This window comes from Leptothrix sp. (in: b-proteobacteria) (genome assembly GCF_965250675.1).
In the GTDB taxonomy this organism is placed as follows: domain Bacteria; phylum Pseudomonadota; class Gammaproteobacteria; order Burkholderiales; family Burkholderiaceae_C; genus Sphaerotilus.
Map to the genome: position 1 here is coordinate 45,967 of NZ_CBDFPH010000006.1, position 16,515 is coordinate 62,481.

14 protein-coding genes are annotated in these 16,515 nt (G+C 67.5%); 12 read left to right on the top strand and 2 right to left on the bottom strand.

The genetic code is table 11. From position 1 onward, the window contains the following. Nucleotides 1–85: 85 nt before the first annotated feature. Nucleotides 86–1,051 (bottom strand): thioredoxin-disulfide reductase, encoded by a 966-nt coding sequence (gene trxB / locus AC5IG3_RS07745; protein ID WP_491905720.1) that lies wholly within the window; start codon nucleotides 1,049–1,051, stop codon nucleotides 86–88. A gap of 283 nt (nucleotides 1,052–1,334) precedes the next feature. On the opposite strand from trxB, the gene AC5IG3_RS07750 reads away from it, so the two are divergent. From AC5IG3_RS07750 to AC5IG3_RS07785, 8 genes are all read left to right on the top strand, one after another. Next, nucleotides 1,335–2,003 (top strand): Crp/Fnr family transcriptional regulator, encoded by a 669-nt coding sequence (locus AC5IG3_RS07750; RefSeq protein ID WP_491905721.1) that lies wholly within the window; start codon nucleotides 1,335–1,337, stop codon nucleotides 2,001–2,003. Between the two features lie 90 nt (nucleotides 2,004–2,093). After that, nucleotides 2,094–4,544 carry a DNA translocase FtsK gene (locus tag AC5IG3_RS07755; protein ID WP_491905722.1) on the top strand — a complete coding sequence of 817 codons (2,451 nt, stop codon included), beginning with the start codon at nucleotides 2,094–2,096 and terminating at the stop codon, nucleotides 4,542–4,544. A 14-nt stretch (nucleotides 4,545–4,558) separates the two neighbouring features. Further along, a complete protein-coding gene (gene lolA, locus AC5IG3_RS07760) occupies nucleotides 4,559–5,179 on the top strand; it encodes an outer membrane lipoprotein periplasmic chaperone LolA (RefSeq protein ID WP_491905723.1) in 621 nt (206 codons plus the stop codon). 34 nt (nucleotides 5,180–5,213) lie between these two features. Then, nucleotides 5,214–6,524: a replication-associated recombination protein A gene (locus AC5IG3_RS07765; RefSeq protein ID WP_491905724.1), complete on the top strand. Its 1,311-nt coding sequence runs from the start codon at nucleotides 5,214–5,216 to the stop codon at nucleotides 6,522–6,524. 242 nt (nucleotides 6,525–6,766) lie between these two features. After that, nucleotides 6,767–7,702: a branched-chain amino acid ABC transporter permease gene (locus AC5IG3_RS07770; protein WP_491905725.1), complete on the top strand. Its 936-nt coding sequence runs from the start codon at nucleotides 6,767–6,769 to the stop codon at nucleotides 7,700–7,702. Nucleotides 7,703–7,719: 17 nt separating this feature from the next. Next, complete coding sequence (locus AC5IG3_RS07775) at nucleotides 7,720–8,805, top strand: branched-chain amino acid ABC transporter permease (RefSeq protein ID WP_491905726.1); 1,086 nt, start codon at nucleotides 7,720–7,722, stop codon at nucleotides 8,803–8,805. Nucleotides 8,806–8,816: 11 nt separating this feature from the next. After that, nucleotides 8,817–9,593 carry an ABC transporter ATP-binding protein gene (locus AC5IG3_RS07780; RefSeq protein ID WP_491905727.1) on the top strand — a complete coding sequence of 259 codons (777 nt, stop codon included), beginning with the start codon at nucleotides 8,817–8,819 and terminating at the stop codon, nucleotides 9,591–9,593. A 14-nt stretch (nucleotides 9,594–9,607) separates the two neighbouring features. Continuing rightward, nucleotides 9,608–10,330: an ABC transporter ATP-binding protein gene (locus AC5IG3_RS07785; protein ID WP_491905728.1), complete on the top strand. Its 723-nt coding sequence runs from the start codon at nucleotides 9,608–9,610 to the stop codon at nucleotides 10,328–10,330. 94 nt (nucleotides 10,331–10,424) lie between these two features. Here the strand turns inward: AC5IG3_RS07785 and ppc are convergent, their stop codons facing one another. Further along, complete coding sequence (gene ppc, locus AC5IG3_RS07790) at nucleotides 10,425–13,160, bottom strand: phosphoenolpyruvate carboxylase (RefSeq protein WP_491905729.1); 2,736 nt, start codon at nucleotides 13,158–13,160, stop codon at nucleotides 10,425–10,427. Between ppc and AC5IG3_RS07795 the strand changes: the two genes are divergently transcribed. The 4 genes from AC5IG3_RS07795 to AC5IG3_RS07810 all read left to right on the top strand — a co-directional run bounded on the left by AC5IG3_RS07795 (nucleotide 13,150) and on the right by AC5IG3_RS07810 (nucleotide 16,506). Beyond that, complete coding sequence (locus AC5IG3_RS07795; RefSeq protein WP_491905730.1) at nucleotides 13,150–13,314, top strand: hypothetical protein; 165 nt, start codon at nucleotides 13,150–13,152, stop codon at nucleotides 13,312–13,314. The two genes, ppc and AC5IG3_RS07795, sit on opposite strands and share 11 nt — an antisense overlap. A gap of 120 nt (nucleotides 13,315–13,434) precedes the next feature. Next, nucleotides 13,435–14,412: a hydroxymethylbilane synthase gene (gene hemC / locus AC5IG3_RS07800; protein WP_491905731.1), complete on the top strand. Its 978-nt coding sequence runs from the start codon at nucleotides 13,435–13,437 to the stop codon at nucleotides 14,410–14,412. Beyond that, nucleotides 14,405–15,214 (top strand): uroporphyrinogen-III synthase, encoded by an 810-nt coding sequence (locus tag AC5IG3_RS07805; protein ID WP_491905732.1) that lies wholly within the window; start codon nucleotides 14,405–14,407, stop codon nucleotides 15,212–15,214. Before hemC ends, AC5IG3_RS07805 begins: the two co-directional genes overlap by 8 nt. Before the next feature lie 83 nt (nucleotides 15,215–15,297). Continuing rightward, nucleotides 15,298–16,506, top strand: coding sequence for a uroporphyrinogen-III C-methyltransferase (locus tag AC5IG3_RS07810; protein WP_491905733.1), 1,209 nt, complete (start codon nucleotides 15,298–15,300; stop codon nucleotides 16,504–16,506). Nucleotides 16,507–16,515: the final 9 nt, after the last annotated feature.

Here is a 16,515-nt window from a genome sequence, read left to right on the forward strand (position 1 = left end):
GGTCACCCCTCCGCCGAAAAAATTCGGCGGGTCTCATGACGGCGAAACGACGATTATAACCAGATCAATCGGGCCATCACCGGGTTCAGCCGTGCGTGCTGCCTTGTTCCAGGAAGCGCTGGGCGTCGAGGGCGGCCATGCAGCCGGTGCCGGCGCTGGTGATGGCTTGGCGGTAGATGTGATCCTGCACGTCGCCGGCGGCAAATACGCCCGGCACGCTGGTCATGGTTGCAAAGCCGTTGAGGCCGGTGCGCGTGATCAGGTAGCCGTCCTTCATCTCCAACTGGCCCTTGAAGATGTCGGTGTTGGGCTGGTGGCCGATGGCGATGAAGCAGCCCTTGACGGCCAGGTCGTGCGTGCTGCCGTCGTCGACGTTCTTGAGGCGCACGCCGGTGACGCCGGAGGCGTCGCCCAGCACCTCGTCGAGCGTCTGGAAGGTGTGCAGTTCCATCTTGCCGGCGGCGACCTTCTCGTGCAGCTTGTCGATCAGGATCGCTTCGGCGCGGAACTTGTCGCGGCGGTGGATCAGGTGCACCTTGCTGGCGATGTTGGACAGGTAGAGCGCTTCCTCGACCGCCGTGTTGCCGCCGCCCACCACGCAGACCTCGTCGCCGCGGTAGAAGAAGCCGTCGCAGGTGGCGCAGCCGCTGACGCCGCGGCCCATGAAGGATTCTTCAGAGGGCAGGCCGAGGTACTTGGCGCTGGCGCCGGTGGCGATGATGAGCGTGTCGCAGGTGTAGGTGCCCGAGTCGCCGGTGAGCGTGAACGGGCGCTGGGTCAGCTCGACCGTGTGGATGTGGTCGAACACGATCTGCGTGTTGAAGCGCTCGGCGTGCTTCTGGAAACGCTCCATCAGCTCCGGGCCTTGCACGCCCATCACGTCGGCGGGCCAGTTGTCGACTTCGGTGGTGGTCATGAGCTGGCCGCCCTGGGCCATGCCGGTCACCAGCATGGGCTTGAGGTTGGCGCGCGCAGCGTAAATGGCGGCGGTGTAGCCGGCAGGGCCGGAGCCCAGAATCAGCACCTGAGCGTGTTGGGTCGTCGTGGTCATGGATGATTTCTGGAGTGAGGTTGCGGTGATGGAGGCAGCTTTGCGCGTTTTCATTTCGGGCGCAAGCCGAGCCAAAATCTGGCGAGCGATCAGTTAGAGTCTCGGTCAGTTGCGCATGTCGTGAAAAAGTGCAGTAAGCCATTGGCACTAACGTCGTTTTTCTACGTAAGGCCAGGGGTTCTGCCAGTTGTTTGCGGCCGAGGGATTGTATGAACGGTCGCCGCTGTCAGGCATGTGCAAACTCCAATGACAACGATAGAACCAATGACAGGAGCGCCCACCGATGGCGATGTTGACCAACCTTGATCTCATTCGGCGCGTGCCGCTGTTTTCGCTGCTGACCACCGATCAGGCGCAGACGATTGCGGACGGCGTCGTCAAGCGCCGCTACCGCCGCGGAGAAATCATCGTCGAACAGGGTCGCAAGTCCGATGCGCTGTTCATCCTGCTGAGCGGTCGCGCGCGCGTCATCACCTCCGACAGCCGGGGCCGCGAGGTGATCCTGGCCGTGCTTGAAGCGGGTGATTACCTCGGCGAGATGAGCCTGATCGACAACGATCCCCATTCCGCCACGGTGCGTGCCGAGGTGCAGACCGACGTGCTGGTGCTGGCACGCTCCGACTTTGCCGCCTGCCTGCCCGAGAACTCCAGCCTGTCCTACGCGATCCTGCGCGGCCTGGTGGCGCGGCTGCGCAACGCCGACCGGCAGATCGAGTCCCTGGCGCTGCTCGACGTGTACGGCCGTGTTGCCCGCGCCCTGCTCGACATGGCCGAGGACGACAACGGCCAGCGCATCATCCGCAGCAAGGTCTCGCGCCAGGATCTGGCCAAGGTCGTGGGCGCTTCGCGCGAGATGGTCAGCCGCGTCATGAAAGACCTTGAGGAGCGTGGCCTGATCGAGACCCAGGAAAACGGCTGGGTCATGCTGACCGAGCGCCTTTCCACGCAGTGATGCCCGCGTCCTGCGTGTGATCTGCCCGGGATCAGGCCGTGTCACCGGCGCGGCGCAGATGCACGGAGCCGATGCGGGACAATCCCGTCCATGACCTCTTCGCTCGGCTCGCTGCGCAATGCAGCCTCCGCTGAGGCGGCCGGAGCTTCTGCCTCCGGCCAGCCTGCTGCGCCCATTCCTCTTGCCGCCCGCTGGAAACTGCAGTTGGGTGTCGCCCTGGGCGCCCTGTGCCTGCTGCTCTGGCTGATCGCGCTGTTCAGCCACACGCCCGGTGACGCGGCGTTCTCGACCTCGGGTGACGGCTTGGCCGTGCGCAACAAGGTCGGCACGATCGGCGCCTGGATTTCCGACATCTCGCTGGTCCTGCTGGGCTTCTCGGTCGGCTGGTGCGTGCTGTTCCTGGCGCGTGCCTGGCTGTCGTGGCTGGCGCGCTGGCTGCGTCTTGACGAACTGATGCTGCCAGGCCGCAGCCTGCATGCAGCGCGGCCCCGCTGGCTGAGCTGGGTCGGGCTGGCCCTGCTGCTGATGGCCAGTTGCGCGCTGGAATGGACGCGGCTCTATCACCTTGAACCGGGCTTGGCCGGCTCGCACGCCGGCGGCATCGTGGGTGCTGCGCTCGGGCCGCTGAGCATGCACTGGCTGGGCTTTGTCGGCAGTGGCGTGTTCTGGCTGGTGATGCTGCTGTTGGGGCTGTCGTGGGCGTTCCGGTTCTCGTGGCTGTCGGTGGCCGAGCGCATCGGCACCGCGCTGGACGGCCTGCGCGAGCGCCGCCTGGAGCGCCGTGAGCACGCCGAAGACCTGCGCATCGGCCAGCGCGCTCAGCAAGAGCGCGAACGCGCGGTCGAGGCCGAAAGCCAGTTCCAGCCGACCCAGTCGCTGCCCGATGCCGACCTGCCGCCGCTGGTGGTGCTGCCAGCGGCGCCGACATCCATCTCGCCACCGTCCACCCCGCCGTCCATCGCGCCTGTCGCTGTGCCGCGTGCCGCTGCGTCCCGCCCGGTCGAGCGCGTGGCCGTCGAGCCGATACCGCAGCCCTTCGTCAAGCCGGCGGCCTCGGTCAAGTTGCCGCAGGTCGACCTGCTCGACGCACCGCCGCCGCGCACCGAAACCGTCACGCCCGAATCGCTGGAGATGACCAGCCGGCTGATCGAGAAGAAGCTCAAGGACTTCGGCGTCGAGGTCCAGGTGGTTGCCGCCCAGCCTGGCCCGGTCATCACCCGCTACGAGATCGAGCCCGCCACCGGGGTCAAGGGCTCGCAGGTGGTCAACCTGGCCAAGGATCTGGCGCGCTCCTTGAGCCTGGTGTCGATCCGCGTGGTCGAGACCATTCCAGGCAAGACCTGCATGGCGCTGGAGTTGCCCAACGCCCGGCGCCAGATCATCCGGCTCTCCGAGATCCTCGATTCGCGCCAGTACCACGAGTCCGGCAGCCTGCTGACCATGGCGCTGGGCAAGGACATCATCGGTGCGCCGATGGTGGCCGACCTGGCCAAGATGCCGCACGTGCTGGTGGCGGGCACGACCGGCTCGGGCAAGTCGGTCGGCATCAACGCCATGATCCTGAGCCTGCTCTTCAAGGCCGAGGCGCGCGACGTGCGCCTGATCCTGATCGACCCCAAGATGCTGGAGATGAGCGTCTACGAAGGCATCCCGCACCTGCTGGCGCCAGTGGTGATCGACATGAAGCAGGCCGCCAACGCACTGACCTGGTGCGTGGCCGAGATGGAGCGGCGCTACAAGCTGCTCAGCAAGATGGGTGTGCGCAACCTCGCCGGCTACAACAAGAAGATGGACGAGGCGGCCGAGGATGGCGAGATCATCCCCAACCCCTTCAGCCTGACGCCGGACGCGCCCGAGCCGCTCGGCCGCCTGCCGCACATCGTGGTGGTGATTGATGAGTTGGCCGACCTGATGATGGTCGTCGGCAAGAAGATCGAGGAGCTGATCGCGCGCCTGGCGCAGAAGGCACGCGCCTCGGGCATCCACCTGATCCTGGCGACGCAGCGGCCCAGCGTCGACGTCATCACCGGCCTGATCAAGGCCAACATCCCGACCCGCATCGGCTTCCAGGTCAGCAGCAAGATCGACAGCCGCACCATCCTCGATCAGATGGGCGCCGAGGCGCTGCTTGGCCAGGGCGACATGCTCTACCTGGCCCCCGGCACCGGCCTGCCCACGCGGGTGCACGGCGCCTTTGCCAGCGATGACGAGGTGCACCGCGTCGTCAACTACCTCAAGAGCCAGGGCGAGCCGAACTACATCGAAGGCATCCTGGAGGGCGGCGTGCTCGATGGCGACGGCGCCGAAGCGCCCGAAGGCGGTGCCGCCGGCGGCACCGAGGCCGACCCGATGTACGACCAGGCCGTGGCCGTGGTGCTGCAGCACCGCCGTGCGTCGATCTCGCTGGTGCAGCGCCACCTGCGCATCGGCTACAACCGTGCCGCCCGGCTGCTGGAGCAGATGGAACAGTCCGGCATGGTCTCGGCCATGGCCACCAACGGCAACCGCGACATCCTGGTGCCGCCGCGCCCCGCTGAATGAACCCTTCCAAACGCATGAAAAAACTCTTCCTTGCCGCCACCCTGGCTGTCGCGTCCTTGCTGACGCCGCTGGCGCACGCCGATGCCGTGGGCGCGCTGCGCGACTTCGTCCAGAACGTGCAGTCCGGCCGCGGCGGCTTCATCCAGGTGGTGACGTCGCCCGATGGCGCCAAGAAAAAAACCTCGACCGGCAGCTTCGAGTTCCTGCGCCCGAACCGCTTCCGTTTCGACTACAGCAAGCCCTACGAGCAGCAGATCGTGGCCGACGGCGCCAAGGTCTGGTTCTTCGACGTCGACCTGAACCAGGTCACCATGCGCGCCCTCGACCAGGCGCTGGGCAGCACGCCGGTGGCGCTGCTGGCGGGCGGCTCGATCGAGCGTGATTTCACGCTGCAGAACGAGCCCGACCAGGGCGGCCTGCAGTGGGTGCTGGCCAACCCGAAGGCCAAGGACAGCGGCAGCATCCGCACCTTGCGCGTTGGCTTCAAGGGCCGTGATCTGGCCGCGTTCGAGATCACCGACGGCTTCGGCCAGCGCTCGCGGCTCGACTTCAGCCGCTTCGAGGCCCAGGCGGCGATTGCGCCCGCGCGCTTCAAGTTCAGCGCGCCCGCCGGCGCCGACGTGCTGCAGCAGTAAGGCGATCCCTCAAGAGATTCAAGAGGTTCAGGCCATGAGCGATCTCTTCGGTGCGGACCCGCCTGCTGCCTACGCCCCGCTGGCCGAGCGCCTGCGCCCGCGCCATATCGACGAGGTCATCGGCCAGCTCGACCTGCTCGGCCCCGACAAGCCGCTGCGCGTGGCGTTTGCCTCCGGCCAGCCGCATTCGATGATCCTGTGGGGCCCGCCCGGCGTCGGCAAGACCACGCTGGCGCGGCTGATGGCTGACGCGTTCGACGCCCAGTTCATCCAGATCTCGGCCGTGCTGGGCGGCGTCAAGGACATCCGCGAGGCGGTCGAGCAGGCGCGCGTCGCCCAGAGCCAAGGCCGCCGCAGCATCGTCTTCGTCGACGAGGTCCACCGTTTCAACAAGGCGCAGCAGGACGCGTTTCTGCCGCACGTCGAGTCGGGGCTGTTCACCTTCATTGGTGCCACGACCGAGAACCCGTCGTTCGAAGTCAATTCCGCCTTGCTCTCGCGCGCCACGGTGCACGTGCTGCAGCCGCTGGGTGAGGCCGATCTGCAGCAACTGCTGGCCCGCGCCTGCGAGGAATTGAAGATTCTCGCGCTGGAGCCTGCCGCCGCCCAGCGCCTGATCGCCTATGCCGATGGCGATGCGCGCCGGCTGCTCAACACGCTCGAGAACGTCGCGCAGATGACCGGCGGCACCGCGCCGATCGACGAAGCCGCGCTGGAGCGCAGCCTGGGCGCGCAACTGCGCCGCTACGACAAGGGCGGCGAGCAGTTCTACGACACCATCTCGGCGCTGCACAAATCCGTGCGCGGCAGCAACCCGGACGCGGCGCTGTACTGGTTCGTGCGCATGGTCGATGGCGGCGTGGACGTGCGCTACATCGCGCGCCGGCTGATCCGCATGGCCACCGAGGACATCGGCCTGGCCGACCCGCGCGCCCTGCGCCTGACGCTGGACGCCGCCGAAACCTACGAGCGCCTGGGCTCGCCAGAGGGCGAGCTGGCGCTGGCCGAGGCGGTGGTCTACCTGGCGGTGGCCCCCAAGTCGAACGCCGTCTACGCCGCCTACAAGGCGGTGCGCGCCTTCGTGCAGCAGGACGGCACGCGCCCGGTGCCACTGCACTTGCGCAATGCGCCGACGAAGCTGATGAAGAGCCTGGACTACGGCCGCGACTACCGTTATGCCCATGACGAGGCCGACGCCTACGCCGCCGGCGAGCGCTATTTTCCCGATGCGCTTGACCCATCGCCGCAGTTCTATCAGCCAGCGCCACGCGGGCTGGAGATCAAGATCGGCGAAAAACTGGCCCAGCTGCGCCAGCGCGATGCCGAAGTGAAAAAGACTTCGTAATTTGGGCCTCTCACCGAATTGAATCGCGTGAGATAGCGGAAAACACGAATTTTTCTCAGCGTGTTGCGAACCTAAAATCCGCGCGCTTTACGTCGGCAGATGTGATGAATTTGGCGGGTCAGCCCTTCCGAATTTTTGACACCTGCTGGCACGAGCGTTGCATACGAGTCGCGGACGTCATGAGCCGACGCGACCATCAAGAACAGCAGATGGCGCGCGACTCGCGCCACAGGAGACCTCTCATGGATATTTTTGTACAGCAGATCATCAATGGTCTGGTGCTCGGCAGCATGTATGCGCTGGTGGCACTGGGCTACACGATGGTCTACGGCATCATCAGCCTGATCAACTTCGCCCACGGTGAGGTGCTGATGGTCGGCGCCATGGTCAGCTGGACCGTGGCCATGGCCTTTCAGGAGGCCGGCATCATGTGGCCGGGCTGGGTGATCCTGCTGATCTCCATGGTGGCGGCCATCATCGTCTGCTCTGCCCTGAACTTCGCGATCGAGAAGATCGCCTACCGCCCGCTGCGCAACGCGCCGCGTCTGGCGCCGCTGATCACCGCCATGGGCATGAGCCTGCTGCTGCAGACGCTGGCCATGATCATCTGGAAGCCCAACCCCAAGCCGTACCCGCAGCTGATTCCGCCCGAGATCTTCTTCCTGTGGGAAGAGGGCCCGGTGATCACGCTGACGCAGGTGCTGATCCTGGTCACCACCGCCGTCGTGCTCGCCAGCCTGCTGTACCTGGTCAACAAGACCAAGCTCGGCCGCGCCATGCGCGCCACCGCCGAGAACCCGCGCGTGGCGGGTCTGATGGGCGTGCGGCCGGACCACATCATCAGCACCACCTTCGTGATCGGCGCGGCACTGGCCGCCATCGCCGGCATCATGTGGGCCGCCAACTACGGCACGCTGCAGCACAGCATGGGCTTCATGCCGGGCCTGAAGGCGTTCACGGCGGCTGTGTTCGGCGGCATCGGCAACCTGACCGGCGCCATGGTGGGCGGCGTGCTGCTGGGCCTGATCGAGGCCATCGGCGCGGGCTATCTGGGCGACCTGACCGGCGGCCTGTTCGGCAGCCACTACGTTGAAATCTTTGCCTTCCTGGTGCTGATCCTGGTGCTCACCCTGCGCCCCAGCGGCCTGATGGGTGAACGCGTGGCCGATCGCGCCTGACGCAGGAGACTTTGAACATGAATCCCAAGAATCGACTGATCGTCATCCTGCTGGCGGCGGCTGCGCTGCTGGTGTTGCCGATGTTTGCCGCCCAGTTCGGCCAGGGCTGGGTGCGCATCATGGCACTCGCCCTGCTGTACGTGCTGCTGGCGCTGGGCCTGAACATCGTGGTGGGCTTTGCCGGCCTGCTGGACCTGGGCTACGTGGCGTTCTACGCGCTGGGGGCCTACATGTACGCGCTGGTGGCGTCGCCGCACCTGAGCGAGAACTTCGAGGCCATCAAGGCCGCCTTCCCCAACGGCATGCATTTCCCGATCTGGCTGGTGGTGCCGGTGGCGGCCTGCGTGGCGGCGGTGGCCGGCATGATCCTGGGTGCGCCCACGCTCAAGCTGCGTGGCGACTACCTGGCCATCGTGACGCTGGGCTTCGGTGAAATCATCCGGGTGTTCATGAACAACATGGAGCACCCGGTCAACATCACCAACGGCCCGCGCGGCATCAGCCAGATCGACCCGATGAACCTGTTCGGCTTCAGCTTCGGCAAGCCGCTGGAACTGTTCGGCGTGGTCATCCCGTCGGTGGCGCTGTATTACTACCTGTTCCTGGCGCTGGTGGTGGGCAGCGTGGTGATCTGCCACAACCTTGAGAACTCGCGCATCGGCCGCGCCTGGATGGCCATCCGCGAAGACGAGATCGCCGCCAAGGCCATGGGCCTCAACACCCGCAACCTCAAGCTGCTGGCGTTCGGCATGGGCGCCACCTTCGGCGGCGTGTCGGGCTCGATGTTCGCGGCTTTCCAGGGCTTCATTTCGCCCGAGTCGTTCACGCTGATGGAGTCGGTGATGATCGTCGCGATGGTCGTTCTGGGGGGCATCGGCCACATTCCGGGCGTGATCCTGGGCGCGCTGCTGCTGTCGGCTTTGCCCGAGGTGCTGCGCTACGTGTCGGGTGACGTGCAGGCCATCACCGGCGGCCGGATCGACTCGGCCATCCTGCGCCAGCTGCTGATTGCGCTGGCCATGATCACCATCATGCTGCTGCGTCCGCGCGGCCTGTGGCCCAAGCCCGAGCATGGCAAGGCCGCCCCGGCTGCCGTCAAGTAATGGAGCAAGCAATGACTGAAACCGTTCTCGAAGTCAAAGGCGTCTCCAAGCGCTTCGGTGGCCTGCAGGCCCTCAGCGAGGTGGGCATCACCATCCGCAAAGGCCAGGTCTATGGACTGATCGGCCCCAACGGTGCCGGCAAGACCACCTTCTTCAACGTCATCACCGGCCTCTACACGCCCGACGGTGGCTCCTTCCAGCTGGGCGGCGCGCCCTACACGCCGCAGGCGGTGCATCAGGTGGCGGCGGCCGGTATCGCCCGCACGTTCCAGAACATCCGGCTGTTCCCCGAGATGACAGCGCTCGAGAACGTCATGGTCGGCCGCCACGTGCGCACCGGCTCGGGCCTGATCGGCGCGGTCTTCCGCACCAAGAGCTTCAAGGCCGAGGAGGCCGCGATCGCCCAGCGTGCCCAGGAACTGCTCGACTACGTCGGCATCGGCAAGTACGCCGAGTTCAAGTCGCGCACGCTCAGCTACGGCGACCAGCGCCGGCTGGAGATCGCTCGCGCTTTGGCCACTGATCCGAAGCTGATCGCACTCGACGAGCCGGCCGCCGGCATGAACGCGACCGAGAAGGTCGTGCTGCGCGAGCTGATCGACCGCATCCGCAAGGACGGCCGCACGATCCTGATCATCGAGCACGACGTCAAGCTGATCATGGGCCTGTGCGACCGCGTCACCGTGCTCGACTACGGCAAGCAGATCGCCGAAGGCACGCCGGCCGAAGTGCAGCGCAACGAGAAAGTGATCGAAGCCTATCTGGGCGCGGGTCACAAGGCCCATTGAGGCAGGAGCACGACATGGCAGAACACAACAAGGTGCTGCTCAGCATCAGCAAGCTCAAGGTCGCCTACGGCGGCATCCAGGCCGTCAAGGGCGTGACGCTCGAAGTGCGTGAAGGCGAACTGGTGAGCCTGATCGGTGCCAACGGCGCCGGCAAGACCACCACGCTCAAGGCCGTCACCGGCACCCAGCCGATCGCCGACGGCGACGTGCAGTACATCGGCAGGAGTCTCAAGGGCCAGGGCTCATGGGATCTGGCCAAGCAGGGCCTGGTGATGATTCCGGAAGGGCGCGGCACCTTCACGCGCATGACCATCACCGAAAACCTGCAGATGGGCGCCTACACGCGCAACGACCGCGAAATCGACCTCGACATCGAGAAGGTGTTTTCGATCTTCCCGCGCCTGAAGGAGCGCCGCGACCAGCTCGCCGGCACCATGTCGGGTGGCGAACAGCAGATGCTGGCGATGGGCCGTGCGTTGATGGCGCGCCCCAAGGTGCTGCTGCTCGATGAGCCGTCGATGGGCCTGTCGCCCATCATGGTCGACAAGATCTTCGAGGTCATCGGCGACATCCACAAGCAGGGCGTCACCATGCTGCTGGTCGAGCAGAACGCCAGCCGCGCGCTGGCCATTGCCGACCGCGGCTACGTGATGGAGTCCGGCGAAGTCACCATGACCGGCGCCGGCCAGGCGTTGCTGGACGACCCGAAGGTGCGGGCCGCCTATCTGGGTGAGTGATGTGGCTGAGTGACATGGGCGAATAAGCCCTTTTACCCGCGCCATGAAAAACGCCGGCTTGCAAGCCGGCGTTTTGCTTTTCAGAGCAGACGAATCAGCCCGTGTTGCGCAGGCCTGCTGCCACGCCGTTGATCGAGATGTGGATGCCGCGCTGCATGCGTTCATCGACCGGGTCGCCTTCCTTGCGCTCGCGGTAGCGGCGCATCAGCTCGACCTGCAGGTGGTTGAGCGGGTCGAGGTAGGGGAAGCGGTGCTCGATCGAGCGCGCCAGCGTCGGGTTGCTGGCCAGGCGCTGCGGCTCGCCGGTGATCAGGCTCAGGGCCTGGTTGGTCAGCGTCCACTCGGCCTCGATGGCCGCGAAGATGCGCTTGCCGAGCTTCTTGTCCTCGACCAGATCGACGTAGCGCGCGGCGATGCGCAGGTCGGTCTTGGCCAGCACCATGTCGAGGTTGGACATCAGCGTGCGGAAGAACGGCCACTGCTTGAACATGCGCTGCAGCAGGCTCAGGCGGCTCTTGCGCTTGTCTTCGCCCTGGGCGTTCAGGAACGCCTCGACGGCCGAGCCGAAGCCCGCCCAGCCCGGCAGCGCGACGCGGCACTGGCCCCAGCTGAAGCCCCAGGGAATGGCGCGCAGGTCTTCGATGGCACGGGTGGCCTTGCGGCTTGCCGGGCGTGAGCCGATGTTGAGTTCGGCAATCTCGCGGATCGGCGTGGCGCTGAAGAAGTAGTCGGTGAAGCCCGGGGTCTCGTAGACCAGCTTGCGGTAGGCGCCCATGCTGGCCGAGGAGATCTCGGCGGCGGCGTCCAGGAAGCTCTTGGGCGCGCTTTGCGTCGGGTGCAGCAGCGTGGCCTCCAGCGTGGCCGCGACCAGCGTTTCCAGGTTGCGCAGGCCGATCTCGGGGTGCGCGTACTTGGAGGCGATGACCTCGCCCTGTTCGGTCAGGCGGATCTGGCCGTTCACGGTGCCCGGGGGCTGGGCCAGGATGGCCTGGTAGCTCGGGCCGCCGCCGCGTCCCACCGTGCCGCCGCGGCCGTGGAACAGGCGCAGCGTGATGCCGTGGCTCTGGCCCAGCGCCTGGAATTGCTCGACCAGTGCCAGCTCGGCCGCGTACAGCTCCCAGTTGCTGGTGAAGAAGCCGCCGTCCTTGTTGCTGTCGCTGTAGCCGAGCATGATGTCCTGCTCGGACCCGGAGCGCACGATCATCTCGGTCATGCCGGGCAGGGCATAGAAGTCGCGCATGATCGGCGCGGCGTTGCGCAGGTCGCCGATGGTCTCGAACAGCGGCGAGACGATCAGGTCGTTGACGGCGTCGCCGCTGAGCGTGCCGCGCATCAGGCCGACTTCCTTCTGCAGCAGCAGCACTTCCAGCAGGTCGGAGACGTCCTCGGTGTGGCTGATGATGTAGTGGCGGATCGCGTCGCGGCCGTACTGCGCCAGCATGGCGCGCGCGGCTTCGAAGATTCCCAGCTCGCTGCGGCTGTGCTCGGAGTAATCGGCACCGATCACGCGCAGCGGGCGCGTTTCGTTGAGCAGACGCACCAGCAGCGTGCGGCGCGCGGCTTCATCCAGGGCGCTGTAGTCGGCCTCGACCTGCGCGGTGGCCAGCAGTTCTGCCACCACGGCCTCGTGCTTGTCGGAGCTCTGGCGCAAGTCGACCGTGGCGAGGTGGAAACCAAAGACCTGCACCGCGCGCATCAGCGGCGCCAAGCGCGGGGCGATCAGCGCCTGGGCGTGGTGGCTGTGCAGCGAGGCTTCGATGATGCGCAGGTCGTCCAGCAGCTGCGCGGCGCTGGTGTAGGCGTTCTGCGGCGGCACGGCGTGGCGCAGGGCCTCGGTGCCGGTGAACTCTTCCAGCGTCGCCGCCAGTCGGGCGTACACGCCGATGAGCGCGCGGCGATACGGCTCGTCCTGGCGGTGGGCGTTCTTGTCCGGCGAGCGCTCGGCCAGCGCCTGCATCTCGGGCGTCACCGGGGCCAGCAGCTGCGAGATCGACAGCTCGCCGCCCAGCGCGTGCACCTCGGTCAGGTAGTGGCGCAGTGCGGTCTCGCTCTGGCGCGACAGCGCGCGGGTCAGCGTCTCGGCGGTCACGAAGGGGTTGCCGTCGCGGTCGCCGCCGATCCAGTTGCCCATGCGGAAGAAGCTGGCGATGTCGTGGCCCGGCAGCGCTTTCTCGACCGCGCGGTACATGCGCGGAATCTGGCGCAGGAAGGTGCTGCGGTAGTAGCTGAGCGCGTTCTCGATCTCGTCGGCCACCGTCAGCTTGGCGTGGCGCAGCATGCGCGTCTGCCAGAGCTGGGTGACGCGGGCGCGCAGCAGGGCCTCGTTGTCGGCCTTCTGCGTGGCGGTGCGCAGGTCGTCGCGCTCGCCCACCAGCTCGGCCACGGCGCGCTCGGCGTCCAGGATGCTCTTGCGCTGGACTTCGGTCGGGTGCGCGGTCAGCACCGGCGAGATGTAGGCGTGCTGCAGGGTCCTGGCAATGTCGGAGGCGCGGATGTCGGCCTCGGCCAGCCGGTCGAACGTCATCGCCAGCGAGCCTTCCTGCAGGTCGCCCTGGGCCTCGTGCACTTCGCGGCGGCGCACGTGGTGGCGGTCTTCGGCGATGTTGGCCAGGTGCGAGAAGTAGCTGAACGCGCGGATCACGCTCACCGTCTGGTCGCCGCTGAGGTTCTTCAGCAGCCGGTCCAGCGCCTTGCCGGCGGTGGCGTCCTGCTTGAGGCGGTAGCCCACCGACAGCTGGCGCACGCGCTCGATCAGGTCGAACGCCTCCTGGCCTTCCTGCTCGCGGATCACGTCACCCAGAATGCGGCCGAGCAGACGGATGTCTTCCATCAGCGGGCGGTTCTTCTCGGCGGCGTCGCTGTTGCGACGTTCCAGACTGGCCGGACTGCGCTTTGCGGTGGCCTTTTTGGCTGCAACGGCGGGGGCGGGGCGGGGGCGGGAAACGGCGCTCGGCATTGAAACCTCGGTGCTGTGGGGTTGGTAACTTGGTTACAGCCGAGATGGTATCACCCGACTTTTCAGAGGGTCGAGCAAGATCAAGGCCACACGGCTGCGGTGTCTCGCCTGTGCCGGAGGCCCTTCGGCCATGCGAGACAATCCGGACATGAGCCTGAACACGCGCCTTGAAACCCTGCCCCTGCCTTGCATCATCGCCACCCGCGAAAGCCGTCTGGCGCTCTGGCAGGCCGAACACGTCCGCGACCTGCTGCAGCGCCGCCACGGCGTGACGGTCGACCTGCTGGGCATGACGACCCGCGGCGACCAGATCCTCGACCGCGCCTTGTCCAAGGTCGGCGGCAAGGGCCTGTTCGTCAAGGAACTCGAAACTGCACTGGAAGAAGGCCGCGCCCAGCTGGCCGTGCATTCGCTCAAGGACGTGCCGATGGAGCTGCCCGCCGGCTTCGTGCTGGCGGCTGTGCTGGAGCGCGAAGACCCGCGTGACGCCTGGGTGTCGCCGCGCTTCGAGAGCGTCGCCGCGCTGCCGCAGGGCGCGCGCGTGGGCACCTCCAGCCTGCGCCGGGTGGTGCAACTCAAGGCGCAACGGCCCGATCTGGACGTGCAGCCGCTGCGCGGCAATCTGGACACCCGCCTGCGCAAGCTCGACGAAGGCCAGTACGACGGCATCGTACTGGCAGCGGCCGGCCTCAAGCGCCTGGGCCTGGCCGAGCGCATCCGCGCCGTGATCGATCCGGACTGGATGCTGCCCGCGGCTGGCCAGGGCGCGCTGGGCATCGAGGTGCGCGAAGACGCCACCGCGCTGCGCGCCGCGCTGGCCGCCATGACGCACACGCCGACCTGGCTGGCGGTGCACGCCGAGCGGGCCGTGTCGCGCGCCTTGGGCGGCAGCTGCAGCATGCCGCTGGCGGCGTTTGCGCAGTGGCGCGGTGCCGAGTTGCAGCTGCAAGCGCGCTTGGGCCATCCGCTGGACGCCAGTGTGGCGCTGATCTGCGCGCAGGCCCAAGGGCCGGTGGCCGATGTGGCTGCCGCTGAGGCGCTCGGCCTGGCCGTGGTGGCGCAGTTGCGCGTTGCGGGTGGCGAAGCCTTGCTGGCCGCGCTGCCCTCGGCCACCGCCGATGCCTGAGGCCTTCGTCGCGCGGCGGCCGTGCGTCCTGGTGACACGGCCCCAGCCGCAGGCCGATGAATGGGTCGCGCGCCTGCAGGCCCTGCGCCAGCCGGCGCAGGCGCTGCCGCTGCTGCGCATCGAGGCGGACCCGGCGCACGCCGCTGCCCTGGCCGAGGCTTGGTCCGCACTGGCTGCAGGGTGTTATCGCCTGGTGATGTTTGTCAGCCCGAACGCGGTGCTGCAGTTCTTCAGCGCCCGTGCAGCGGGTCAGGTCTGGCCGATGTCGACGCTGGCCGGCGCCACCGGGCCGGGTACGGTGGCGGCGTTGCAGGCGCAAGGGTTGGATGTGGCGCAGATCGCTGCGCCGGACGCCGACGCGGCGCAGTTCGATGCGGAGGCGCTCTGGACCCAGCGGCTGGCCGCGCTGCCGTGGGCGGCGCAGCCCGTGCTGATCGTGCGTGGCACCGACGGGCGCGACTGGCTCGCCGCCACGCTGCGCCAGGCGGGTGCTCACGTCGACTGCCTGGCCGCCTACCGGCGTTGCGCACCCGACTGGAACGCGGCCACGGTTGCGCTGTTGCAGGCGGTGCAAGCCGCGCCGGATCGGTCGGCCTGGCTGTTCAGCAGCTCCGAGGCCATCGGCCATCTGCGCGACTTCATCGCCACCGACGCCACCCGCTGGGCCGGCCTCTGGGCGGTGCCGGTGTTGGCCACGCACCCGCGCATCGCGCAAACGGCCATGACCGCCGGTTTTTACGCCGTGAGGCAGATCACGCCAGCGCCATCCGCCGTGGTGGATTCCTTGCGCGATACGGCCTGAGTGCGTCGGAAACCCGTCTATACAATGGCTGCGCAGGGGTATGCGCCTCATGTCCGCCCCATGTTTGCCTCATCCATCACGCCGTGAACGAATCCTCCCCACCTGCTGTCAGCCCGCCGCCTGCTGAAACTGCGCCGGTTGTGGTGTCCGCCGCACCGGCTGCTTCTCCAGTTGCTTCCGCGCTGCCCCATCTGCCCGCCTGGGTCTGGGCCGTGGCGTTGGTGACGCTGCTGGCCGCGCTGGCCGGTATCTGGCTGGCCTGGACCACGCACGAGAACTTGCGCGGCCTGGAGCTGGAACTGGTGCGCCGCCAGCAGGACAGCAGCCAGAACGCGCAGGAAGCGCAGGTGCTGGCCAAGCAGGCGCAGGAAATCGCCCGCGACACGGCTGCCAAATCCGCCTTGCTGGAGCAGCGTCTGGCCGAAGTGGCGCTGCAGCGCAGTCAGCTGGAAGACCTGATCCAGTCGCTGTCACGCTCGCGTGATGAGAACGCGGTGACCGACATCGACTCGGGCATCCGCGTCGCGCTGCAACAGAGCGCCATCACCGGCAGCGCCGAGCCGCTGGTCGCTGCGCTGCGCAGCGCCGACGAGCGCCTGGCGCGCATCAACCAGCCGCGCCTGGAGCGCCTGCGCCGCGCGCTGGCACGCGACCTGGACCGCGTGCGTGCGGTGGGCGTGCCCGATATCGGCCAGCTGCTCATCAAGATCGACGAGGCGGTGCGCCTGGTCGATGAACTGACGCTGATCTCGCAATCCGCCCCTGCCATGCGGCCGCGCAACGCTGCGGCTGCGGCGTCTGCGGCTTCCGAACCTGCGGCGGCGGCCAGCCCGGTGGCCCGCAGCGCCTCGGTCGTGGCCCGCCACGCATCGGCCCGCGCATCAACGGCGGAAACGCCAGCGCTGATGGATGGCTGGGCGGCGCGCTTCTACGCCTGGAGCAGCCCGCTGACGCAGGTCTGGACCGAGGTGCGTGGCCTCCTGCGCGTCACGCGCATCGCCGAGCCCGAAGCCATGCTGATCGCACCCGAGCAGGCCTATTTCGTGCGCGAGAACCTCAAGCTGCGGCTGCTCAATGCGCGCCTGTCGCTGCTGTCGCGCCAGCTCGATCCGGCGGTGGCCGATCTGCGCAGCGCCCAGGCCACGCTGACGCGCTACTTCGACCCCGACTCGCGCAAGACCCAGGTCACCGATGAACTGCTGCGCCAGATCGCCGCGCAAAGTCGCCAGACCACGCTGCCCCGACCGGATGAGACGCTGGCTGCCATCGCCGCGACGCTCGCCGGCCGCTGAAGGACAAGA